At 69.8% G+C, this 20,902-nt stretch carries 21 protein-coding genes and 1 pseudogene; 12 read left to right on the top strand and 10 right to left on the bottom strand.

Translation table 11 applies throughout. The features are described from left to right. Nucleotides 1–10: 10 nt before the first annotated feature. Entirely contained in the window at nt 11–607 is a 597-nt protein-coding gene (locus tag AVR91_RS14025; protein WP_063271174.1) for a 2-dehydro-3-deoxy-6-phosphogalactonate aldolase, read from the bottom strand. Continuing rightward, on the bottom strand, nt 604–1,584 hold the full coding sequence (locus tag AVR91_RS14020) for a 2-dehydro-3-deoxygalactonokinase (RefSeq protein WP_063271175.1): 981 nt from the start codon (nt 1,582–1,584) through the stop codon (nt 604–606). Before AVR91_RS14020 ends, AVR91_RS14025 begins: the two co-directional genes overlap by 4 nt. Nucleotides 1,585–1,639: 55 nt before the next feature. On the opposite strand from AVR91_RS14020, the gene AVR91_RS14015 reads away from it, so the two are divergent. Beyond that, a complete protein-coding gene (locus AVR91_RS14015; RefSeq protein ID WP_063271176.1) occupies nt 1,640–2,401 on the top strand; it encodes an IclR family transcriptional regulator in 762 nt (253 codons plus the stop codon). Between the two features lie 12 nt (nt 2,402–2,413). On the opposite strand, the gene AVR91_RS14010 is transcribed toward AVR91_RS14015, so the two are convergent. Further along, a complete protein-coding gene (locus AVR91_RS14010) occupies nt 2,414–3,577 on the bottom strand; it encodes a TetR/AcrR family transcriptional regulator (protein ID WP_063271177.1) in 1,164 nt (387 codons plus the stop codon). Nucleotides 3,578–3,733: 156 nt separating this feature from the next. Here AVR91_RS14010 and AVR91_RS14005 point away from each other — a divergent pair, with 156 nt between their 5' ends. From AVR91_RS14005 to AVR91_RS13995, 3 genes are all read left to right on the top strand, one after another. Then, nucleotides 3,734–5,323 (top strand): AMP-binding protein, encoded by a 1,590-nt coding sequence (locus AVR91_RS14005; RefSeq protein WP_063271178.1) that lies wholly within the window; start codon nt 3,734–3,736, stop codon nt 5,321–5,323. Nucleotides 5,324–5,331: 8 nt separating this feature from the next. Continuing rightward, complete coding sequence (locus AVR91_RS14000; RefSeq protein ID WP_063271179.1) at nt 5,332–6,522, top strand: oxygenase MpaB family protein; 1,191 nt, start codon at nt 5,332–5,334, stop codon at nt 6,520–6,522. A gap of 270 nt (nt 6,523–6,792) precedes the next feature. Continuing rightward, a complete protein-coding gene (locus tag AVR91_RS13995; RefSeq protein WP_083737550.1) occupies nt 6,793–7,653 on the top strand; it encodes a poly(ethylene terephthalate) hydrolase family protein in 861 nt (286 codons plus the stop codon). Between the two features lie 27 nt (nt 7,654–7,680). Here the strand turns inward: AVR91_RS13995 and AVR91_RS44420 are convergent, their stop codons facing one another. Continuing rightward, on the bottom strand, nt 7,681–9,960 hold the full coding sequence (locus AVR91_RS44420; protein WP_063271181.1) for an ATP-binding protein: 2,280 nt from the start codon (nt 9,958–9,960) through the stop codon (nt 7,681–7,683). Between the two features lie 78 nt (nt 9,961–10,038). Here AVR91_RS44420 and AVR91_RS13985 point away from each other — a divergent pair, with 78 nt between their 5' ends. Further along, complete coding sequence (locus AVR91_RS13985; protein ID WP_063271182.1) at nt 10,039–10,599, top strand: RDD family protein; 561 nt, start codon at nt 10,039–10,041, stop codon at nt 10,597–10,599. Here AVR91_RS13985 and AVR91_RS13980 read toward each other — a convergent pair. Beyond that, a complete protein-coding gene (locus AVR91_RS13980) occupies nt 10,545–11,009 on the bottom strand; it encodes a cupin domain-containing protein (RefSeq protein ID WP_063271245.1) in 465 nt (154 codons plus the stop codon). The two genes, AVR91_RS13985 and AVR91_RS13980, sit on opposite strands and share 55 nt — an antisense overlap. Before the next feature lie 79 nt (nt 11,010–11,088). On the opposite strand from AVR91_RS13980, the gene AVR91_RS13975 reads away from it, so the two are divergent. Further along, nucleotides 11,089–11,538 carry a MarR family winged helix-turn-helix transcriptional regulator gene (locus AVR91_RS13975; RefSeq protein ID WP_063271183.1) on the top strand — a complete coding sequence of 150 codons (450 nt, stop codon included), beginning with the start codon at nt 11,089–11,091 and terminating at the stop codon, nt 11,536–11,538. 46 nt (nt 11,539–11,584) lie between these two features. Beyond that, nucleotides 11,585–12,199 (top strand): carbonic anhydrase, encoded by a 615-nt coding sequence (locus AVR91_RS13970; protein ID WP_063271184.1) that lies wholly within the window; start codon nt 11,585–11,587, stop codon nt 12,197–12,199. Between the two features lie 3 nt (nt 12,200–12,202). On the opposite strand, the gene chrA is transcribed toward AVR91_RS13970, so the two are convergent. From chrA to AVR91_RS13955, 3 genes are read right to left on the bottom strand one after another with little or no spacing between them, the layout of a single operon-like run. After that, nucleotides 12,203–13,369 carry a chromate efflux transporter gene (gene chrA / locus AVR91_RS13965; protein WP_063271185.1) on the bottom strand — a complete coding sequence of 389 codons (1,167 nt, stop codon included), beginning with the start codon at nt 13,367–13,369 and terminating at the stop codon, nt 12,203–12,205. Continuing rightward, entirely contained in the window at nt 13,366–13,749 is a 384-nt protein-coding gene (locus AVR91_RS13960) for a VOC family protein (protein WP_063271186.1), read from the bottom strand. Before AVR91_RS13960 ends, chrA begins: the two co-directional genes overlap by 4 nt. Next, a complete protein-coding gene (locus AVR91_RS13955; RefSeq protein WP_083737570.1) occupies nt 13,746–14,507 on the bottom strand; it encodes an arsenate reductase/protein-tyrosine-phosphatase family protein in 762 nt (253 codons plus the stop codon). Before AVR91_RS13955 ends, AVR91_RS13960 begins: the two co-directional genes overlap by 4 nt. A gap of 99 nt (nt 14,508–14,606) precedes the next feature. Between AVR91_RS13955 and AVR91_RS13950 the strand changes: the two genes are divergently transcribed. From AVR91_RS13950 to AVR91_RS13940, 4 genes and pseudogenes are all read left to right on the top strand, one after another. Then, nucleotides 14,607–14,828 carry a three-helix bundle dimerization domain-containing protein gene (locus AVR91_RS13950; RefSeq protein ID WP_063271188.1) on the top strand — a complete coding sequence of 74 codons (222 nt, stop codon included), beginning with the start codon at nt 14,607–14,609 and terminating at the stop codon, nt 14,826–14,828. Nucleotides 14,829–14,918: 90 nt separating this feature from the next. Beyond that, nucleotides 14,919–15,035: pseudogene (locus AVR91_RS42430) on the top strand (DNA-binding response regulator); the annotation flags it as partial. Nucleotides 15,036–15,088: 53 nt separating this feature from the next. Next, complete coding sequence (locus tag AVR91_RS13945) at nt 15,089–17,389, top strand: phosphoketolase family protein (RefSeq protein ID WP_063271189.1); 2,301 nt, start codon at nt 15,089–15,091, stop codon at nt 17,387–17,389. After that, a complete protein-coding gene (locus AVR91_RS13940; protein WP_228709200.1) occupies nt 17,386–18,477 on the top strand; it encodes an acetate/propionate family kinase in 1,092 nt (363 codons plus the stop codon). Before AVR91_RS13945 ends, AVR91_RS13940 begins: the two co-directional genes overlap by 4 nt. On the opposite strand, the gene AVR91_RS13935 is transcribed toward AVR91_RS13940, so the two are convergent. Together AVR91_RS13935 and AVR91_RS13930 are read right to left on the bottom strand one after the other, a co-directional pair. Beyond that, nucleotides 18,460–18,822: a DUF5313 family protein gene (locus AVR91_RS13935; RefSeq protein WP_063271191.1), complete on the bottom strand. Its 363-nt coding sequence runs from the start codon at nt 18,820–18,822 to the stop codon at nt 18,460–18,462. The two genes, AVR91_RS13940 and AVR91_RS13935, sit on opposite strands and share 18 nt — an antisense overlap. Before the next feature lie 6 nt (nt 18,823–18,828). Beyond that, nucleotides 18,829–19,749, bottom strand: a complete 921-nt coding sequence (locus AVR91_RS13930) for a LysR family transcriptional regulator (RefSeq protein WP_063271192.1) — start codon at nt 19,747–19,749, stop codon at nt 18,829–18,831. Nucleotides 19,750–19,822: 73 nt separating this feature from the next. Here AVR91_RS13930 and AVR91_RS13925 point away from each other — a divergent pair, with 73 nt between their 5' ends. After that, a complete protein-coding gene (locus AVR91_RS13925; protein ID WP_063271193.1) occupies nt 19,823–20,734 on the top strand; it encodes a DMT family transporter in 912 nt (303 codons plus the stop codon). Nucleotides 20,735–20,902 lie beyond the last annotated feature (168 nt).

The following is a 20,902-nucleotide window of genomic DNA, read 5'->3' as shown; positions in this document are numbered from 1 at the left end:
GTTCTTTTTCCTATTCCTGGTGCCAGATCTCGGAAAGTGCGCGGGCACGGACGCCGACCGCGTCGGCGGTGTCACCCGGCCGGTAGAGGCAGGAACCCAGCCCCGCCCCGGCCGCCCCGGCGGCGGCCCAGGCCGCCAGGTTCGTTTCGTCGACCCCGCCGACCGGCAGCAGTCCGGCTTCGCGCGGCAGCACGGCGCGCCACGCCTTCATGCCCCCGATCCCGACCGCGTCGGCGGGGAACAGCTTGAGATATCGGGCGCCCGCGGCCAGCGCGGTGAACGCCTCGGTCGGTGTGGCGACCCCGGGGTACGGCGTCATCCCCTCGGCCACGGCGGCGGAGATCACTGCGGGATCGGTGTTGGGCGCCACGATCAGCCGCGCCCCGGCCGCCTTCGCCCGGCCGACGTCTTCGGTGGTGAGCACGGTGCCCGCGCCGATCTCGCACCGGTCCCCGAACGCGTCGGCGAGCAGGCGGACGCTCGCGAACGGTTCCGGCGAGTTCAGTGGCACCTCGATGGCGGGGAATCCGGCGTCGACGAGCGCCCGGCCGACGCCGACGACCTCGGCCGGGGTCACCCCGCGCAGGATCGCGATCAATCCGGTCACGGTTTCAGTGTCCTTTCGAGACGGTCTTCGAGCAGTCCGGCGGCCGTCGCGATCCGCCACAGCCCTCGGGCGGTGACCTCTTCGGACAGCACGGTGGCCTCCACTCCCCTGTCGGCGAGGGCGGTGGCGTAGCGACGGCAGAGTTCGTCCGCGCCGCACAGCACCACGCGGGTGTCGTTGTCACGCAACAGATGCGAGACCTCGTCGGCGATCAGGACACCGGAGAGGTAGTCGGGCAGCGACGCCGGTTTTAGGACGCCGTCGAGCACGAGCGGGCGGGCACCGAACGCCTCCGTGGCGAGCCCGCGCGAACGCCGTCCCGCGGCCAGTCCCCGGGAGAAGGCCTCGTCGTCGGCGACCGGATCGGCGGCCGTGCGGGCGAGGATGCCGTGTGTGATCAGCAATCCGTACAGTTCGCCGGTCATCGCGGTGGTGAAGCCGGTGACGATCCCGTCCTCGACGCGGACCCATTTGCTGTGCGTGCCGGGGAGTACCACGGTGAGCGGTCCGCCGGGACCGCCGAGCGTTTCGAGTACGCCGACCAACTGGGTTTCCTCGCCGCGGATCACGTCGCCGGGGTGCGCACCGGACGGGATCCGCAGTCCCGGCACGAGATGGAGCACGCCGCCGCGGTGGGACACCGGGACGAGGGACGGGAAGTCGAGGCTCGCCGGGACGGTGCGGTAGCCGGAGTCGGCCCAGCCCTGCGCGCTGCCCACCATGCCGGCGGCGAGGGCGGGCAGCCCGGGGACTTCCGTGAGCCAGTCTCCGCAGGTCTTCCGGAAGGCGGACTCGTAGGCGGCCTCCCTGGCTCGCGGGTCATCGAGGTCCACGTCCTCGGTCGTGGTCAGCAGTCCACGCCCGGCGCTGCGGGCGGCCAGGATCCCGCCGTCCGCGCCGAGCAGCCAGGCACGCTGACCGGAGGTTCCCCAGTCGAGCGCGATCAAGGCGGGTTCGGTGTCGGTCACGAGCGACATCGTGCGGTCGCGTTCCCGATAATGCGATCGCCGTCCCTATATGTAGGATTCCGGTATGTCCGACACGGCACCGCCCGGCACCCAGACCCTCGCCCGCGGCCTCGCGCTGATCCGCGCGGTCGCCGGCGGCGAGACCGACCTCCGCGGGCTGGTCGAGGACACCGGGCTGGGCCGCAGCACCGCGCACCGGCTGGTCCAGCTGCTGGTCAGCGAGGGATACCTGCGCAGTGGACGGGACGGTTACGCGCTCGGGCCCACCTTGATCGAGCTGGGTTTCCAGGCACTGCACGGCAGTCCGCTGCCGGTGGTCGCCCGGCCGGTGCTGGAGGAGCTGGCGGAGCAGTTGCGCGACACGGTGCATCTGGCCGTCCGCGACGGGGATTCGGTGCTGTACCTGGACAAGCTGCCCGGCTCACGGGGTGCGGAGATGCGCTCGCGGATCGGGCACCGGATGCCGTTGACCCGCACCGGTGTCGGTATGGCGCTGCTGCTGGACTCCGCGCCGGAATGGCGGGACCTCTACCTGGCCGAGACACCCGTGGAACCCGGCAGGGTGCGCCCGGAGGACGTCGACGCGTTCCTGGCGCGCATGCGCGAGTACGCGGAGTCCGGGGTGGCGATGGACCTGGAGGACAACGAACCGGGGATCCGCTGTGTCGCGGCGCCGATCCGGGACGCCACCGGCGCGATCGCCGGGGCCATCAGCGTTTCGGCGACCCGGCCGTACATGCCCGCCGCCCGGATGCGCGGCCTGAACCGCGTCGTCGGCCGCGCGGCCCGGCAGGTCTCGGCAGGCCTCGGCCACCGCGAGCCCTGAGCCGTCGGCGCGTCAGATCCCCAACGCTCCGACGAGCAAGGCGCTGACGGCGTCACGGTTGGCGGGGACGTCCTCCCAGCGCAACCTCCGTCCCGCTTCGACCACCACCCCGAAACCGGCGTGCACGAGCACCCTCGCCTGACGTTGGTCGAGTTCCGGCCGCGCCGACCGCAAATGCCGTTCCCAGACGGCGATGTGCTCGCGCTGCGCGCCGACCAAAGGACGCTGCAGGGCCGCGGGCAGACCCGCGAGTTCGGCGTTGGCGACGCTGGTGAGCGCGGTGTGCTCGAAGCTGTAGGCCACGTAGGTCCGCGCCAGCGCGAGCAGCGCCTCGCTCGGGCCGTCGACGTCGCGAAGGTTCTGCTCCACCGCCTGGGCCAGGATTCCCGCGGCCTGCAGACAGGCGGCGGCGAGAATGTCGGCCTTGCCGGGGAAATACCGGTAGAGCGCGGACGGCACCAGCCCGACGGCTTCGGCGATCCGGCCGTTCGTGACGTTGGCGAATCCGTCCCGTTCGAACAGCGGGATGGCCGCCTCGATGATCTCCGAACGCCGGGTGCGGGGCTCCGTGCCGGACGGCAGCTCGACGGCGTGCGTGCCAGGGACGCCCGTCGTCGGATCGGTCGCGGCCACGCGCAGAGCGGACTCGACCAGTACCTCTTCGACCCGGCGCTGGGCGATCGAGGTGCGGTGCATCGTGATCGACCCGATCACGCCGAGGGCGGCCACCGCCCGCAAGCCCTCGTCGGGAAGCGGGTACTCGCGCCGCACCGCCTCGGCCACCCGGTCCACGACCTGCCCGAACTTCAGCGCGAGCGACTGCCGGTCCGCACGTTCGAGGTACCGGGATTCCCAGCGGTACAGGCCACTCGACGCGCGATGGACGACCGTCCCCTGCGTGACGGCGGCGAGCACGTCCGCCAGCGGGGCGCCGGGCGCCACCTCGTCGAGCGTGGCGACGAGCCGATCGGCCATGACGTTCGCACACGCGGCGAACAACGCGTACTTGTTCGGGAAGTGCCGGTACAGGGCCGCCGCGGTGATTCCCACGTCGGCGGCGATCTCCTCCATCGACGCCGCGTGGTAGCCGTGCTCGCTGAAGATCCGCCCGGCCGCGTCGACGATCTGCTGCTTGCGGTTGCGCGGCCGGGTGGCCGCGCGCGGGGACAGGACCATGCGGGAAGTCAACCACGAACCGGATCACCACCAGGGGGAACGGAGTGCACGGTCGGCGTCGCGATGTGATTTTCGATTAACTTATCGCTTCTCAACCGGCCACTTGGCAGGCATACTGGCCTCGCGACCAGTCCCGCTCCGACACTGAGGATGGCCATGTCGACCGCTTCGGCTCCCGCCTCGTCCTTCCGGCACCACTGGATGGCGCACGCGGCCACGCACGCGATGATGCGACCGGGCAAGCCCGCGCTGCGGTACCTCGGCGAGACGACCACCTGGGCGGACCTGTCGCGACGGTCGTTGAGCCTGGCCGCCGGCCTCGCCGCCCGCGGTGTGACCGAAGGCGATCGCGTGGCGACGCTGACCTTGAACCACCCGTGGTTCGTGGAGACCGTGTTCGCGGCGAACAGCCTGGGCGCCATGGCCGTCCCGCTCAGTTTCCGGCTCGCGCCGGCGGAGCTCGACCACATCCTGGCCGACTGCACGCCGTCCGCCGTCGTCGTCGACGCGCGGTTGCTCCCCCTGCTCGACGCCGCGCCGAACGCCGCTTCGATTCCGACGGTGCTCGTCATCGGCGAGCCGGACGACGCCGACGGCCGCACGGAGTACGAGGAATTCCTGACCGCGCGCGAACCGCTGGAACTGCCCGACGTCAGCGAGGAATCGACGGCGCTGATCATGTACACCTCGGGCACCACCGGCACACCGAAAGGGGTGATGCTGTCCCATCAGAACCTGCAGATGCAGGCGCTCACCTGCATCCGGGCGATGAAGATCTTCGACGACACCGACGTCGCCTTCCTGACCGCGCCCTTCTTCCACATCGCCGGACTGGGTTCGATCGTGGCGAACTTCCTGGTCGGCGGGGTGGTCGTGATCCACCCGCTGGGCGCCTTCGATCCGCGCGCGGTGCTCGACGCCTACGAGCGCGAGGGCGCCACCGTGGTGTTCAACGTCCCCCAGCAATGGGATCTGATCTGCGCCCAGCCGGACATCGCCGAACGGGAGCTGAAACTGCGGATCATCAGCTGGGGCGCGGCTCCCGCGTCGAAGGCGACGCTGCTCGCCATGGCCGAGAAGTTCCCCGCCGCCCTGAACGTGGCCGTGTTCGGCCAGACCGAGACCTCACCGATCACCTGCGTGCTCAGCGGCGAGGACTCGATGCGCAAACTCGGCTCGGTCGGCAAACCGATCCCGACCCTCCAATACCGCGTCGTGGACGACGAAATGAACGACGTCGCGCCGGGCGAAGTGGGCGAGATCGTCTACCGCGGCCCCATGGTGACCAAGGGCTACTGGCGGAAACCGCGCGAGACCGCGGAAGCCTTCGCCGGCGGCTGGTTCCATTCCGGCGATCTGGTCTCACAGGACGAAGACGGTTTCATCTGGGTGGTCGACCGCAAAAAGGACATGATCATCAGCGGCGGCGAGAACATCTACTGCGCCGAACTGGAGAACGCGATTTCCGCGCATCCGTCGGTGCGGGAGGTCGCCGTGATCGGACGGCCCGACGAACGCTGGGGGCAGGTGCCGGTCGCCTTCATCGCCGCGACGGATACCGAACCGTCCTTGGCCGAACTGGTCGAATTCCTCGACGGCAGGCTCGCGTCGTTCAAATTGCCCAAGGATCTCGTGGTGCTTCCCGAACTCCCGCGCAACGCGGGCGGGAAAGTGGTCAAGGGTGCGCTTCGCGACCTGGACGGAAAAACGATCGAATCACTCATCGGAACCTACCAAGGAAGTTAGGTAAGTAAATGAGCGATCTCAGCAGGAGGAATGTCCTGTCCCTCGGCGTCGCGCTGGGCCTGGTGGGCGCGGCGAGCGTCGCCCCCGCCTGGGGCGCGACTCAGACCGGTTCCGCGGCCGACCCCTGGTGGGTCTGGGACGACGAGATCGACCGCATCATGGCGGGGATCCTCGAAGCGGGCCAGGTGCCCGCGGTCAACACCGCGATGCGGTCATGGGTGGACAACAACGACCCGCTCCCCGGCGGACTGCCCGCCGATCTGGCTGGCTACCTCCAGCGCGTCAACCGGTTGCCGTCCTGGGCCGACCCCGCGAAACTGCGCCGCGCGGCCGATTTCAACCGGCGCAAGGACACCTATCTGTTCATGTTGTACGGGCTCGGCAGCGGCATCATGAGCACGGTCATCCCGCGTGAGGCCAAATCGGTCTACTGGTCCGCGGGCGGGGCCGACATGCAGGACCGTGCGGCCAAGACGTTCACCTTCGGCTACGACCTGAGCGACCTGAACGCCTTCGAGCCCGACGGCCAGTTCGTGGTCACCGCCAACAAGACGCGGCTGGTGCACGCCGCGGTGCGGCATCTGCTGCCGCAGTCACCGTACTGGAAGGCCGTCGCGGACGAGCGGATCCCGATCAGCAACGGCGACATCCTGGTCACCTTCCACAGTCTCGGCACCTACGTGCGCCGGAAGCTGCGCGAATGGAAGGTCCCGATGTCGGCCGCCGACGAGGACGCCTTCCTCCACATGTGGCAGGTCGCCATCCACCTGCTCGGCGTGCGGGAGGAGTTCATCCCGAAGACGTGGGCGGCCGCGGAGGCGCAGTCGGCGCAAGTGCTCACCCCGATCCTTTCCCCTTCGCACGAAGGAAAAGAGCTCGCGGAAGACCTGCTGGGGCTGACCGCGCAGGTCGACCTGGGCGTCACCAGGGGCTTCCTGAACGAATTCGTGCGGTACGTGCTGAGCGACGCGATCGGCGACTGGCTCGGGTTGCGCCGCGATTACGCGTCCGCGACCCTCATCCGCACCGCGTGGCCCGCCTACATCGCGTTCCGCGAGGGGCTCATCCCGATCATGCCCGCCGGGTTCTACATGTTCGACCAGATGGTGCGGGCGCTGGCGATGTTGTTCCTCAACAAGGGAACTTCACCGACCACGACGCTGATCACCATCCCCACGGGGAACCGGTCGGGCACCTGACCGCTTTGCCGCGCGAAGGCTTCCGCCGAGTACGTGAAGGCCCCCTTCATTGCGTCTAGCGCAGTGAAGGGGGCCTTCACGTACTTGCGGCCGCCGGTGAGCGGGCGAGCGAATACCGATCCACCGTCACCATTCCCGAACCTGAAATCCGCCCCCATGTGACAGTTTTTCATTTCTCAGTAGTTTCCACGACGCGCGCCCCGCCGGGCTCCCGCTATATCTGGGAAACCGTTCCGGCTCCGGAACGGTTCTTCCGAGAGGACATGCGCGATGAAGCGTGGATCACGATGGGGCGCCGCTGTGCTCAGTGCGGTGACCGCACTGCTCGTGGCGGCGGCACCGGCTGAAGCCGAAGAGAATCCCTATGCCCGGGGCCCGGCTCCGACGAACGCCAGTATCGAGGCGGACCGCGGATCGTTCCAGACCGCCACCGAGAAGGTCCCCGCCGGACAGGGTTTCGGCGGCGGGACGATCCATTACCCGACCGACACCGGCCAGGGCACCTTCGGCGCGATCGCGATCGCGCCCGGCTTCTTCGAAACGGAGAGCGCGATCGCCTGGTACGGCCCGCGCTTGGCCTCCCAGGGATTCGTCGTCATCACGTTCTCCACCAAGAGCACCTGGGACACCCCGGACCTCCGGTCCGATCAGCTGCTCGCGGCTCTGCGCTACGTGACGGACAAGAGTCAGGCCAAGGACCGTGTCGACCCGGGCAGGCTCGCCGTCATGGGCCATTCGATGGGCGGCGGCGGGTCGTTGATCGCCGCGCAGAAAGCCCCCACGCTGAAGGCCGCCATCCCGCTGACGGGCTGGAATCCGAACACGGTGTTCTCCGACCTGAAGGTCCCCACGTTCGTCGTCAGTGCCCAGAACGATTTCATCGCCCCGGACGGCTCGCATTCCCGGCCGTTCTACCAAAGCCTTCCCGAATCCCTGGACAAGGCGTACCTGCTGCTGGCCGGCGCCGGTCACATGGCGCCGACGAAGCCGAACGTGACCATCGCGAAGTACAGCCTTTCGTGGCTGAAACGCTTCGTCGACGAAGACACCAGGTACGACCAGTTCCTGTGCCCGCTCCCGGCGAACGACCCGAAGATCGCCGTGTACCGGGGAACCTGCCCGCTCGGCTGACACTCGCGGCCGCTGTGACCCCCGGGGTCACAGCGGTCCGCGGCCGGCCTGCTCGACCCAGACGGCCAGCTGGGTCCGGTTGGCGAAGTCGAGTTTGTGCGAGATGTGCTGCAGATGCGTCTCGACCGTGCGCCGGGCGATGACCAGTCTCGCCGCGATGTCCCGGTTGCTCAGCCCGGCCGCGACCAGCCGCGCGATCTCCGACTCACGCGGCGTCAGCGGCGGGAGGTCGGCGGGTTCACCGGCGGAAAGGGCCCCGGGGCCGGCCAGGGCGTCGTGCGGGTTCCGTCGTCGTCCGTCGGCGAAGGCCAAGTCGAACCTCTTGGCCCCCAAGGCATTCCTGGTGGCTTCGTGGAAGGTTCGGTGGGTCGCGGTGACGGCCACGTCGGGCTCGGCGTTGCAGCGCTCCCAGAGCGTGGCCGCGGTCCCGAACAGTTCCGCCGCGTGGACCCACTCCTCGCGCCTCGCCGACACCCAGGCGAGACCGTCCAGCCGGTAAGCCGCGGACATCATGTCCGACGTACGGAGGTCGATCTCCAGCGCGGAGCGGATGAACCGCTCGCCGTCGTCGAGAACGCCGCCGAAGCAGACTTCGACGACTCCCAGCCCGTACAGGGCCATGGAGCGATACCGGTACTCCCCCGCCTCCTCGCACAGACGGAGCATCGAGCCCAGCAGCTCCCGGGCACCCGGCAGGTCACCTCGGTAGGCCAGTGCGACCCCTTGGATGAACATGGGATGCATCTGGCGGCGCACGTCGCCTCGCTCACCGAACAGCCGCACGGCCTCCGCCGCGCGGACCATGGTGTTCGGTTCCGCGGACAGCATCCTCACGAAAGCACACGCATGGGCGATGTAAGGAGCGGCTTCGTCGTCCCCGATCGCCTCGGCGGTGGCCAGCCGCTGCCGCGCGCCCGGCAGATCCGCGTGCAGCGCGGCGCAAAGGGCGCCGACGGCCAGGCCGCGGGCCCGCCCCCGGGTCTCCGGCGGCATCGTCTCGAGCGCGCGATCGATCCAGTCGCGCAGTTCCCAGGCGGCGCCGCGGGCCACCCAGTACTCGATCACGCCGATGGCCATCCCCAACGCCGCCGCGCCTTCGCCGGGGGTGCGGAGCGACCACGACAGCGCCTCGCGGATGTCGGCGTGCGCCGCCGTCAAGCGCTCGTACACCTCCTCCTGTCCCGGCCCGAACCACGTGGCGCCTGCTTGGTCGATCAGCCGGGCGTAGTGGTCACGATGCTTCCTCGCCACGGCGAACTCGTCACCGGATTCGGCGAGCCGGTGCCCGCCGAATTCGCGGAGCAGCCGGAGCATCCGATAGTGGACCCGGTCCGTGCCGTCGATGCGGGCCAGCACCGATTTGTCGACCAACCCGTCCACCGCGTCGAGCACGGCCAGCGAGTCCAGCCCGCCGTCTTCGGCGCAAACGCTCTCGACGGCGGACAGGTCGAACTGCCCGGCGAACACCGAACAGCGCGCCCAGACGATCCGCTCGGTCTCGGTGCACAGGGAGTGGCTCCACTCGATGGTGGCGCGCAGGGTCCGATGCCGCTCGACCGGCATCCGGAGGCCGGTGGCCAGTACCTCCGAGCTCTTCTCGACGCGGTCCGCGATCTGCGACGGCGACAGGGCCCGGATCCTGGCCGCGGCGAGTTCGATCGCCAACGGCAGGCCGTCGAGCCGTCGGCAGAGGCGGACGACGTCCGCGACGTTGCTCTCGGTGACCTCGAACGCGGGCAGCACGCCGGCGGCACGCTCCGCGAACAGCCGCACGGCACCGAACGTGAGCGCCTCTCCCGGTGCCTCGACCTCTTCGCCGGGCACCGCCAGGGGCGGGATCGCCAGCACGTGTTCCCCGGCCAGTCCCAGCGAGCAGCGGCTGGTGGCCAGGACGACGAGGTCCTGGCAGTCCCGCAGCAACGCCGTCACCAGGTCCGCGCTGCCGTCGAGGACATGTTCGCAGTTGTCCAGCAGCAGCAACGACCGTCGTGTCCGCAGGTACGAAACGACGGCCTCAAGGTCGGTGTGTCCCGCCGTGTCGTGCAGGCCCAAGGCGTCGGCGACCGTGCGCGCGACGAGACGTTCATCCCGCAGTTCACCCAGCCCGGCGACCGCGACTCCGCCGGGGAAGGCCCGGGTGAGCGAGCTGGCCACCTGCGCGGCCAACCGGGTCTTGCCCACACCACCCGCTCCGGTCAAGGTGACCAGACGGCCCGTGCCGAGCAGCCGGCGCACCTCGTCCTCGTCGTCCGCACGGCTGACGTAGCTCGTCAGGGGCCGCCGCCCGACCTCGCTGTCGTTCGTCATGATCCCCCCATCGAAGCATGCTCGCCGGACGATGTGGGCTGTTCGCACCACAGCCTGGGGTTTCACGCACAATGCCCTATGACCGGTGGGCTGGACATCGCCAAGGAGCAAGTCGAACGAGCCTTCGGGCCGAAGGTCGCGAGACGGCTCGGCGCGTTCGACGACGGGACGCTGTACGTCTCGGCGGGTGGGTGGGCGGAGCTGGCGGCCTGGCTCGTGGATTTCGTCGTCTACCTGCTGTGCGCGGGGATCGGTTTCGTCGTGTTCGCGGTCGCCACCCGGAACAGCGCGATCCCCGACAGTGCGCCCTTGCTCACCCTGCTCGGCCTGCTGATCGGCGTTCCGGTGCTCTACGGCCTGTTCTTCGGCAACGGCCGTGTTCTCGGTGCCGCGCTCACCGGCACCCGGCTCGTCCGGGTCAAGGACGGCGGGCGGATCGGCGCGTCGGCCTGCTGGGCCATGTTCGTGCGGACGGTGCTGTTCCCCCTTCTTCTCGTCGCGATGGTGCTTTCCGGTTCGGGCGGCGTCGGCTCGGTCCGGCGGCTCAGCATCGACGACGAGGCCACCCGGCGGGTGCGCGAGCGTTACGGCGTGTCCCATTCGGGCGCGTCGACGAAGTGCACGTCGTACCGCTCGTGAAGGCGCTCGACCTCTTCCGGTGCGACGTTCCCGCGCAGGATCTCGGGCAGGATCCGGAAATAGCCGAACCGGTCGACGCCGGGCGCCAGCGTGATGAGGACGTCCGCGCCGAGCTCCGGCGGCGCGGCGAACGCGTGCCGGACGCCCGGCGGGATCACCACGTACCCACCGCGCTCGACCGTGATCGTTTCGTCGCCCACCAGCATCCGCAGCGCCCCGTCGAGCACGTAGAACGCCTCCGCGGATTTCCGGTGATAGTGCGGTTTCGTCCCGGGCTCGCCGGGGCGTAGCGACAACCGGTTCGCACCGAGCAGCCCACCGGTGTGCTCGCCGTCGGCCAGCAGCCGCAACGCGGGCCGCTCGACGACCTCCGCGTCCTTCTCCCGCATCACCCAGGCTTCGTTCGTCATCTTGGTCCCCATCTAGTTGAAGTCTTCAACCAAAGCTAGACCGAAGTAGTTGAAGACGTCAACTGTTACTGTGTGCGCCGTGACCGACTGGCTCGACCCGGACCAGCAGCGCGACTGGCGGGCGTTCATCGAAGGATCCGTGCGGTTCGTGGACCTGCTCGACCGGCGGTTACGTGACGAGCACGGGCTTTCGCTGGCCGAGTTCGAACTCCTGGTACGGCTTTCCGAAGCCACCGGCCGGTCGATGCGCATGGCGGACCTCGCGAAATCCGCGTACTACTCGCGCAGCCGCCTTTCGCACCGCATCAACGGGTTGGAGGCCCGCGGCCTGGTGCAGCGGGAATCGACGGCCGACGACGGCCGCGGCGTGCGGGCCAGGCTCACCGACAAGGGATACGAGACCTTGCGCCGCGCGGCGCCGGACAACCTCCGCACCGTCCGAGAACACTTCGTGGACGTGATCGACCCGGAAGACCTCCAGGCGGTCGGCCGTGCCATGCGTGCCGTCTCCGGCAGGCTCGATCAGTGACGCGGCCCACCTGCCGGAGCCGGTGGCAGCCGGTAATGTCCGCTCCATGAGCGACGCGCCGACCCCTTCCGAGGCCTTCGACCTTTTGCTCGCCGGTAACCGGCGTTTCGTGGCCGGCACTCCGGAGCACCCGAACCAGGATGCCGTCCGCCGCACGGAAACCGCCCCCGAGCAGAGCCCCTTCGCGGTCCTTTTCGGCTGCTCCGACTCACGGCTGGCCGCCGAGATCATCTTCGACCGCGGTCTCGGCGACCTGTTCGTCGTCCGCACCGCGGGCCATGTCGCCGGTTCGGAGGTGCTGGGCAGCATCGAGTACGCCGTCAGCATCCTCGACTGCCCCTTGGTCGTCGTCCTCGGTCACGACTCCTGCGGTGCCGTCGCCGCGACCCGCGAAGCGCTGAAGGACGGGCTCGGCACCAACGGCTTCGTCCGCGATGTCATCGAACGGGTCACCCCGAGCGTCCTCGCGGCCCGCGCCGCCGGGCTCACCAGCAACGACGACATCATCGACGAGCACATCCGCCACACCGTCGACCTCCTGGTCGACCGCTCCCGGCTGCTCGCCGAGCAGATCGACGCCGGGAAGACCGCCGTCGTCGGGCTGTCCTACCACCTGTCCGACGGCAACGCGCGGGTCGTCACCACCCGGGGACTGGGCTGAACCTCAGCTCGGCAGGAGCGCTCCGGCGAGCGCGAGCACGGTTCCGGCCGCCGCCGCGGCCAGGATCGTGGTCACCACTCCGCGCCGGAACACGAACAGCAGGACCCCGGCACCGGCGAGCACGGCGTACTGCCAACCCTGGGTCAGGCTGAGCGCGAGCGGGATCGCCGAGCCGAGGATGGCGCCCACCGCGGCCGGACCGGCGCCGTCGAGGAACGCCCGGACGTTCGGGTTACCGCGCAGCCGGTCGAAATGCTTGGCACCGAACAGGATGAACAGGAACGACGGCGCGAAGGCGACCAGCGAGGCCAGTAGGCCGCCGGCGAGCCCGGCCGCGGCGTAGCCGACGACGGCGACGGTCTGCACCACCGGGCCGGGGGTGACCTGGCCGAGCGCGACCGCGTTCAGGAACTCGCCCGCGGTCATCCAGTGGTAGGTGTTCACCGCGTCGTCCTGCATGAGCGGGATGATCACGAAACCGCCGCCGTAGGACAGCATCCCGACCTTGAGCGCCACCCATGCGACGGACGCGAACACACCCGCGCCCGCGACCGCGGCGGCCCAGGATTGGGCGGGGACTGCGAACAACGCGGCACTGGACTCGCCGCGGCGTGCGCGGTTCACGGTCAGTTCGGCCACGCCGCAGCCCAGCAGGACGAGCACCAGCCACGGGCCGAGCAGGGCGGCCGACACGACACCCGCCAGGACGTACAGGGCCCAGCGCACGCGGCCCGTCGAGGCCGCGCGTCGCCAGCCTGCCGGGATCAGGCCGACCCCGGCGTGCACCGCGACGGCGGCGACCGCCGCACCCGCGCCCGCACCGGCCCCGCGCACCCAGGCGGGCGGGGAACCCGTGAGGAACAGCGCGGCCAGCGCCAGGATCACGATCAGGCCGGGCACGATGAACGCCGCACCCCCGACGAGCGCCCCCGCCCGGCCGCGTACCCGCCACGCGGTGAAGATCGCGAGCTGCGTCGACGCCGGGCCGGGAAGCAGGTTGCACGCGGCGATCGCGTCCTCGAACTCCTGATCCGACAACCACTTCCGACGCTGCACGCACAATGTGCGCAGCAGGGCGATGTGCGTGGGCGGCCCGCCGAACCCGATGCAGCCGATCCGGCCCCATTCCCGCAGGACGGTGCCCAGGCTCGGCTCGAGGTGCGGCGTCAACGGGCCGCGGGCTGGAACAGTTCGACCGGGTTGCCCGCCGGGTCGTCGAACACGATCTGGCGGCCACCCGGCCCGGTCACGACGTCACTGCGGAACGGGACGCCGTTTTCGCGCAGCCTCGCGACTTCGGCGTCGATGTCGTCGACGATGAGATGGATACGGTTCCACCCACCCGGCACCGGTTTCGTGCCGTCCGGCATCACGCGCCCGGCCGAACTCGCCGGACCGCTGAGCAGCAGCCGGAGATTCCCGCGCACCACGTCGGCGAACGCGGGCAGCACGCTGGATCGCACGGTGAAACCCAGGTGCCCGGTGTAGAACTCGACGGCGGCCGCGACGTCGTCGACCAGGTAACGCACACTCACCAAATCCGAAGTCATGTCCTGTTCACCTCATCATCGCGATACTTCACGCCGAACCGGGCGGCCAGGAACCCGATCCTGCGGTCCAGTTCGTCGGCGAGCCGACGGAAAGCCGGATAGCTCTCGGGTTCCTTGGCCGGATCCGGCAGGCTCCAGTGGACGACGCGCGGATGTCCGGGGAACTCCGGGCAGACCTCGCGGACCCGGTCGCAAAGGCTGATCACCCAATGGAATCGCCTGCGCCGGTGATCGTCCACATGGGACGGTTCGTGGGTCAGGGCGATGCCGCGCTCGGCGAGGACGCGTACGGCGTCGGGATGCAACGGTTTCGGATGGCTGCCCGCGCTGGACACCTCGACCCTCGAACCGGCCCGGTGGCGCAGCAGCGCCTCCGCCATCGGCGACCGCCCGCTGTTCCCGGTGCACACGAACAGCACCTTGAGCCGGGGCTCGGCCCGCTTCACGTCCATCACGATCGGTGCCAGGGCGGGATGCAGCGAACTTCCCGCCTCGGTGAGCGCGTCCGCGCACCGCTCCAGATCGAGGTGGTAGTAGGTGTCCCGGCCGTCGAAGCTGCTCCTCCGCGCCGTGACCAGCTCCGCGGCCCGCAGCTTGCGCAGGTGATAGGACACCAGGTTCTGTGGCTGCCCGACCAGGTCGACCAGCTCCCGCACGCGACGGTCGCCGTGCGACAACTCGCGCAGCAGCCGCCAGCGCAGCGGATCGCTCGCCAGCCGTACGAACGGCGGCGGATCGGCCGTCTCGAAGGTCGCCACCGTCGGAAGATACATCAACTCAGGTTGATATATCTAGACCTCGGCGCCAGGAGCCCGTTATCGTCACTGGGTGCCGTCTCCCGAGAACGTGGAGTTGTCATGACCGCAGATCCGCCGCACCTGCCGCCCAGCGACGAGAACCTCGAGAAACTGGTCGATACGCTGACCGAGCGCTTCCCCGCCGGCCGCGAAGAGGTCGGAGCGATCGTCCACCGGAACTTCACCGAACTCAGTTCCCATGCCCCGGTGGACGCCTACCTGCTCCAATTGACCGAAGGAAAGGCCGCGGACGAACTCCGCGCTCGTTACCCGGCGCACTGAAGCCGAGACAGAGCCGGCGCCGTGCCGGGTTGCGGACGTCACGCGACTGTGCCGGACGCCTTCCCTGTGCGACGGGAACGCGAAAGCGCCAGCCCGCTCAGAGCCGCGAAGACGCACATCAATCGCGCCATGGCCGAACTCCACGCCCGCGACCGCGCGCAACTCGTCGTGCTCGCCTACGAATCAGGCCTGGTCGCACCGGGTTAGCCGTCCCGGGTCGCCGGGTACCCGTCGGAAAACCCCCTCGGAAAGGAGGACCGGTGCCTGGCGGAACAGAAGTCGGGACGCTCCGGCGGTACCGGCGGGCGTGCGACTACCTCGCCGCGGCGATGATCCATCTCAAGGACAACGTCCTGCTCCGTGAGCCGCTACGGCCGGAACACCTGAAACCCAGGCCGCTCGGGCACTGGGGCACCTGCCCCGGCCTGACCCTCGTGTACGCCGGGCTGAATCGCCTCGTCTCCGAAACCGGGCAACGGACCCTGCTGATCACCGGCCCCGGCCATGGCGCGCCCGCCATCCACGCCAACCTGTGGTTGGAGGGGACCCACGCCGAATACGATCCCCGGCTGTCGCTCGACGAACGCGGGCTCGCGGATTTGGTCGCACGGTTCTCCTGGCCCGGCGGCTTCCCCAGCCACCTCTCCCCCGAGGTTCCCGGCGTCATCCACGAGGGCGGGGAACTCGGTTACGCCCTCGCCACGGCATTCGGTGCCGCGTTCGATGATCCGGACCTGCTGGTCGCCTGCGTGATCGGTGACGGCGAAGCCGAGACGGGGCCGACCGCCGCCGCGTGGCACAGCCCCAAATTCAGCGGCCCGGGTGACGGCAGGGTGTTGCCCATCCTGCATCTCAACGGCTACAAGATCGCGTCACCGACAATCTATGAAGCGATGTCCGACGACGAACTCGTCGCCTATTTCACCGGCTGCGGCTGGCATCCGACCGTCGTGGACGTCCGCGGCACCGACGATCCGGACACGCCACTGGCCGAAGCGCTGGCCCGGGCACACGAACACGACACGGGCCAGCCGCCGATGATCGTCCTGCGGAACACCAAGGGGGCGGGCCTGCCGTCGGCCACGCCGGACGGGACTCCGCTCGAAGGCACCTTCCACGCCCATCAGGTCCCCCTGTCCGGCGCCGCCGACGATCCGCGTGAGCTCGCCGAACTCGAACGCTGGCTGCGGTCCTATCGGCCGGACGAACTCTTCGACGAGAACGGGGTCCCGGCCGCGGACATCCTCACGGTCCCACCCGCTCCCGAGTTGCGGCTCGGCCGCGTCCCGCAGGCCAACGGCGGCCTGCTGCGCCGCGACCTGCCCCTTCCCGAGGTGGCGAAGTATTCCGTGGCCGTCGACGAACCCGGCGCCACCGACGCCGGCGCCACCGAAGTGCTGGCCGAGTGGCTGGCGGAGATCGTCCGGCGCGCGCCGGACACGTTCCGCGTCGTCTGCCCGGACGAACTGGAGTCCAACAAGCTGGGCGCGCTGCTCGAAGCGACGCCGCGGCAATTCGACCGAGAGGTCTCGGGGTACACCGAACACCTCGGCCCCCGCGGCCGCGTGCACGAAGTGCTTTCCGAGCATCTGTGCCAAGGCTGGCTGCAGGGCTACCTGCTCACCGGACGGCACGGCCTGTTCCCCTGTTACGAAGCCTTCGTGTCCATTGTGGACAGCATGGTGAACCAGTACGCCAAATTCCTCAAGATGTCCGGCGAGGTCGGCTGGCGCGCGCCGGTGGCGAGCCTGAACTACCTGCTCACCAGCGACGGCTGGCGGCAGGAGCACAACGGCTACAGCCATCAGGGGCCCGGGTTCATCAACCAGATGCTGACCAAGAAGGCCACCACGTCCCGGATCTATCTCCCGCCGGACGCGAACACGCTGCTGGAGACGATGCATCGCTGTCTCGGCTCGACCGGGCTGATCAACGTCGTCGTCGCCGGAAAACAGAGCGGCCCGCAATGGCTGTCACCCGACGAGGCCCGGGCGCACTGCCGCGCGGGCGCAGGCGTGTGGTCGTGGGCGGGCAACACCGAAGATGCGGCCGACGTCGTCCTCGCTTGTGCAGGCACGACTCCCACCGTGGAAACCCTCGCCGCGGCTCGGTTGCTGCGGGAAACGGCGCCGGAACTGCGGGTGCGCGTGGTGAACGTGGTCGATCTGCTCTCCCTCTGCCCACCGGGACGGCATCCGAACGGGATGTCCGATGAGGCGTTCGGGGACTGCTTCGGCGATCGGACACCCGTGGTGTTCGCCTTCCACGGCTACCCGTCCGCGGTGCACGAGGTGCTGCACGGACGCCCGCGGACCGACCGCTTCCATGTCCACGGTTATCTGGAGGAAGGCACCACGACCACACCGTTCGACCTGCTCGCGAGCAACCGGATGACCCGTCACGACCTCGCCGCCGACGCCGTCCGCCGGGCGGCGGGCTGGGCGTCGGCAGGCGGGGACCTCGCCCGCGAACTGTTGCGGCGGCGGGACTCCATACTGCGACAGTCCTATCAGGACGGTGAAGATCCGGACGAGATCACCGGCTGGCGGTGGCACCCGTGAAGATACTGACCGTCAATCCCGGATCGGGCAGTCTGCGGCTGCACGTGGTCGACGGCGAGGACGTCGCCGACTCGGCGGAGATCGGGAAACCACCGGCGGACGCCACCGAAGACGTGCGGTCGTTCGTCAAGGACGTGCGGGTGGACGCGGTCGCGCACCGGCTCGTGCACGGCGGGGCGGCGCTCGTCGCGCCCGCCGTGGTGGATTCCCGGGTCCGCGAGGCGATCACGAAGGCGAAATCACTGGCACCGGAACACGTTCCGAACACGGAAGCCCTTCTGGAGTTGCTGACCGGACTGCTGCCGGACGTGCCGCACGTCGTCTGCCCGGACACCGCCTTCCATCAGGGTCTGCCCGAGGTCGCCCGGACGTATCCGTTGCCCGCCCGCTGGCGTGAACGCTGGGACCTGCGCCGGTACGGGTTCCACGGGCACTCGTTCGCGTGGGCGGTCCGGCGCGCCGGCGAGCTGCTCGACCGCCCGCCGGACGGGCTCGGCCTCCTCGTGGCGCATCTGTCCGGTGGCAGCTCGGTGTGCGCGGTCTCCGGCGGGCGCAGCGTCGACACGTCGATGGGCTTCACCCCGCTCGAAGGCGCGATGATGGCGAAACGGTCCGGCAGCGTCGATCCCGGCATGCTGTTGTGGCTCCTGCGGGAAGGGCATGTCGGCTTGGAGGAACTCGAAGACGGGCTCTATCACCACTCGGGGCTGCTCGGGTTGTCCGGTACCTCGGACGACACCCGGGAGCTGGTCCGGGCCAGTCGTTCCGGTGACGCCGGGGCCAGGTTCACCATGGCGGTGTTCGAACATCGCGTCCGCCGCGAACTCGCGGCCGTCGCGGCGAGCCTCGACCGTGTGGACGCGCTGGTGTTCACCGGCGACATCGGCTGGGACCAGCCCGAAGTCGCCGAGGCCGTCGCGCGTGGTCTCGGAGTGCTCGGAATACAGGGCGATCTGTCCACCGACCGCTCACAGGACGCGATCATCAGCGGCCGGGACGCGCGGATACCGGTGCTGACGGTGCGGTCACGGGAGGAACTGTCCCTGGCCGCGGCGGCCGCCACCGTGACGTCACGGCCAGCTACCTGAGCCTCCCCGGGCGGCCCTGGCCGCTTTTCCGGTGCCACGCGGGAAACCGTGTTTGCCGAGCCGGACCTCGGCCAGCTCGTCCGCGCTGGTCATCGTGAAGAACAGAGCCAAGAACAGGCTCAGCATCAACGCGCCCAGCACCGCGGGCACGGGCAGCGGGGTGAGCGTCACCAGGAGCACGAACGCGATCGCGAGCCACGGCAACGCCTCGAAACAGATCCGGAGGGCGAACCTCAGCAGCCACGTACGCGAGGTCGCGTCGTACAGCACCCACTCGCGGTATCGCTCCGGCAGCCGGCGTCCGTAGACGTATTGCACCCACCGGATCGGCCCCGGCCTGTCCATCGCGCATCACCTCCCGTCCAGGAGGGGTACCCGGTTCACCGCTTCCTGACGCGAGACCAGCGCGGCCAGCAGGGCACGGATCGGCGGGCCCTGGTCGTCGGTACGCCAGGCGACGCGGATTTCCCGGTGCAGCACCGGGCGGGTGCGGACGAAGCGGACGCCGTCCGGGGTGGGCCGCTGCGCCATCTTGGGGACGAGCGCGACGGTGAGCCCGGCGGCGACCAGCGCGAGCTGGGTGGGGTACTCGGCGACGGCGAACCGGATGTCCGGCTCGGCGCCGAGTCCGCGCATGGTCTGCGTGAGCGCCACGTGGGCTTCCGTGCCCGCCGGGCAGCAGGTCCAGGCCTGCCCGGCGAGATCGGCGAGATCGACGACGGACCGGCCGGCGAGCGGATGATCCGCGGCGAGGGCGACCTCGGCCGGTTCCCGGACGAGCGTGCGCACGGCGACTCCCGCGGGCAGGAGCGGCGGCCGGACCTCCCAGCTTTCCATCAGCAGCACCGTGAGCTCGTCGGTGAGCAGCCGGGGAAGCAGGTCGACCACCTCGCCGTCGCGCAGGGACACCGTGAGCCGTGGCCGGTTCGCGACCAGTTCGGCCAGCACGTCCGGCAGCAGCTCCCGGATCGCGCTGCCGACGGCCCCGATCCGCAGGGGGCCGGCTACTTCCCGGTCCAGCGCGGCGAGATCGGCTTCGGCCGCGGCGACCTGGGCGAGCACCCGTGCCGCGTGCTCGGCCAGCACCTGGCCCGCGCGGGTGAGCCGGATTCCGCGACCAGCGGGCTCGAGCAGCGGATGCCCGGTCTCCTTCTCCAGCTTGTTCAGCTGCTGCGACACGCCGGACGGCGTGACGTGCAGGATTTCCGCGGCTCGGGCGACGGATCCGTACTTCGCGACCGACGCGAGCGCTTGCAGCCGACCCAGGTTCATGAAGCGATGCTACCGATTTCCCCGTAGGAACATTCACTTCTGCTATGTGACCGGACTCGGCATAGTGAGCGTCATGAGTGTTCAGGCGCCCGACCGGCACCGGACGGCCGCGCTGCGGATCAGCGGAGGCGCGGCGTGCACCTCGGTGTCGGCCGGGTTCGCGAAACTGTCCGGCGCGAGCCCGGGCACCACCGCGTTCCTGCGCTGCGCCATCGCGCTGACGGTGCTGGTCCCGCTGTCGGTCCGGGAATGGCGGCGGATCGGACCGCGGCCGTGGCGGCTGGTGCGTTTCGACCTGGCGGCGGGGGCGCTGCTCGGCATCGATTACGTCTTTTGGGTGGCCAGCATCCAGGACGTCGGCGCGTCGATCTCCACGGTGCTGCTCAACATCCAGGTGGTGGTGTTCCCGCTGCTCACCTGGCTGTTCCTGGGATCGGCCCCGTCCAGGCGGTTCCTCGCGCTCGCGCCGGTCATGCTGATCGGCGTGACCATGGCGGCCGGCGTGATCGGCCAGGCCGAGCCGGGCACGGATCCGGTCGGTGGCATCGTTTTCGGCACCATCGCGGGTATCGCCTACGCGGGGTACCTGTTCTTCATGCGGCAAGGCAGCGGCCAAGGCCATGTCGTGTTCCCGGTGTGCGCTTCCACCGTGGCGGCGTGTGCTGCGGCGGTCGTGGTCGGCAGTGTGTGGACGGGGATCGACCTGGACCTCGACCTGGCCGCGTGGCTGTGGCTGATCGCGCTCGCGCTGGTCGGGCAGGTGCTCGCCTGGCTCCTCATCGCGGGAGCCCTTTCCCAGCTGGCGCCTCAGGTGAGCGCTTCGCTGCTGTTGCTGCACCCGGTTCTGGCCGTCGTTTTCGGTGTGTTCGCCCTGCACGAACGGCCGACTGTCACGCAGCTGGGCGGATGCCTGCTGGTCGTCGTCAGTGTTTGGGCGGTGAGCCGGACTCCGCGGCGGGACCGTGTTTCCGCCGCCGGCGCGTGACGGCTTCACCCCCTTCCTTGCGCCTGGCGCAAGGAAGGGGGCCTTCATGTACTCGGGAGGGGCCTTCACGCGTGGTCGCTGTGACTGCTGTGGTTGCTGGGGCACCTGCGGTGATCCTCCGGGTCCGTGAAGGCCTCCTTGAGGGACTCTGGGTCCCTCAAGGAGGCC

It is taken from the genome of Amycolatopsis keratiniphila subsp. keratiniphila (assembly GCF_001620365.2).
In the GTDB taxonomy this organism is placed as follows: domain Bacteria; phylum Actinomycetota; class Actinomycetes; order Mycobacteriales; family Pseudonocardiaceae; genus Amycolatopsis; species Amycolatopsis keratiniphila.
Note: the sequence above shows the minus strand (reverse complement) of the source record. Positions and strands in the feature narration are given on the sequence as shown.

What these genes read in the sequence shown, in the direction of transcription:
- AVR91_RS14020 (WP_063271175.1), bottom strand. Translation starts at nt 1,584, where the DNA reads ATGTCGCTCGTGACCGACACCGAACCCGCCTTGATCGCGCTCGACTGG.
- AVR91_RS14015 (WP_063271176.1), top strand. Translation starts at nt 1,640, where the DNA reads ATGTCCGACACGGCACCGCCCGGCACCCAGACCCTCGCCCGCGGCCTC.
- AVR91_RS14010 (WP_063271177.1), bottom strand. Translation starts at nt 3,577, where the DNA reads ATGGTCCTGTCCCCGCGCGCGGCCACCCGGCCGCGCAACCGCAAGCAG.
- AVR91_RS14005 (WP_063271178.1), top strand. Translation starts at nt 3,734, where the DNA reads ATGTCGACCGCTTCGGCTCCCGCCTCGTCCTTCCGGCACCACTGGATG.
- AVR91_RS14000 (WP_063271179.1), top strand. Translation starts at nt 5,332, where the DNA reads ATGAGCGATCTCAGCAGGAGGAATGTCCTGTCCCTCGGCGTCGCGCTG.
- AVR91_RS13995 (WP_083737550.1), top strand. Translation starts at nt 6,793, where the DNA reads ATGAAGCGTGGATCACGATGGGGCGCCGCTGTGCTCAGTGCGGTGACC.
- AVR91_RS44420 (WP_063271181.1), bottom strand. Translation starts at nt 9,960, where the DNA reads ATGACGAACGACAGCGAGGTCGGGCGGCGGCCCCTGACGAGCTACGTC.
- AVR91_RS13985 (WP_063271182.1), top strand. Translation starts at nt 10,039, where the DNA reads ATGACCGGTGGGCTGGACATCGCCAAGGAGCAAGTCGAACGAGCCTTC.
- AVR91_RS13980 (WP_063271245.1), bottom strand. Translation starts at nt 11,009, where the DNA reads ATGACGAACGAAGCCTGGGTGATGCGGGAGAAGGACGCGGAGGTCGTC.
- AVR91_RS13970 (WP_063271184.1), top strand. Translation starts at nt 11,585, where the DNA reads ATGAGCGACGCGCCGACCCCTTCCGAGGCCTTCGACCTTTTGCTCGCC.
- AVR91_RS13960 (WP_063271186.1), bottom strand. Translation starts at nt 13,749, where the DNA reads ATGACTTCGGATTTGGTGAGTGTGCGTTACCTGGTCGACGACGTCGCG.
- AVR91_RS13950 (WP_063271188.1), top strand. Translation starts at nt 14,607, where the DNA reads ATGACCGCAGATCCGCCGCACCTGCCGCCCAGCGACGAGAACCTCGAG.
- AVR91_RS13935 (WP_063271191.1), bottom strand. Translation starts at nt 18,822, where the DNA reads ATGGACAGGCCGGGGCCGATCCGGTGGGTGCAATACGTCTACGGACGC.
- AVR91_RS13930 (WP_063271192.1), bottom strand. Translation starts at nt 19,749, where the DNA reads ATGAACCTGGGTCGGCTGCAAGCGCTCGCGTCGGTCGCGAAGTACGGA.
- AVR91_RS13925 (WP_063271193.1), top strand. Translation starts at nt 19,823, where the DNA reads ATGAGTGTTCAGGCGCCCGACCGGCACCGGACGGCCGCGCTGCGGATC.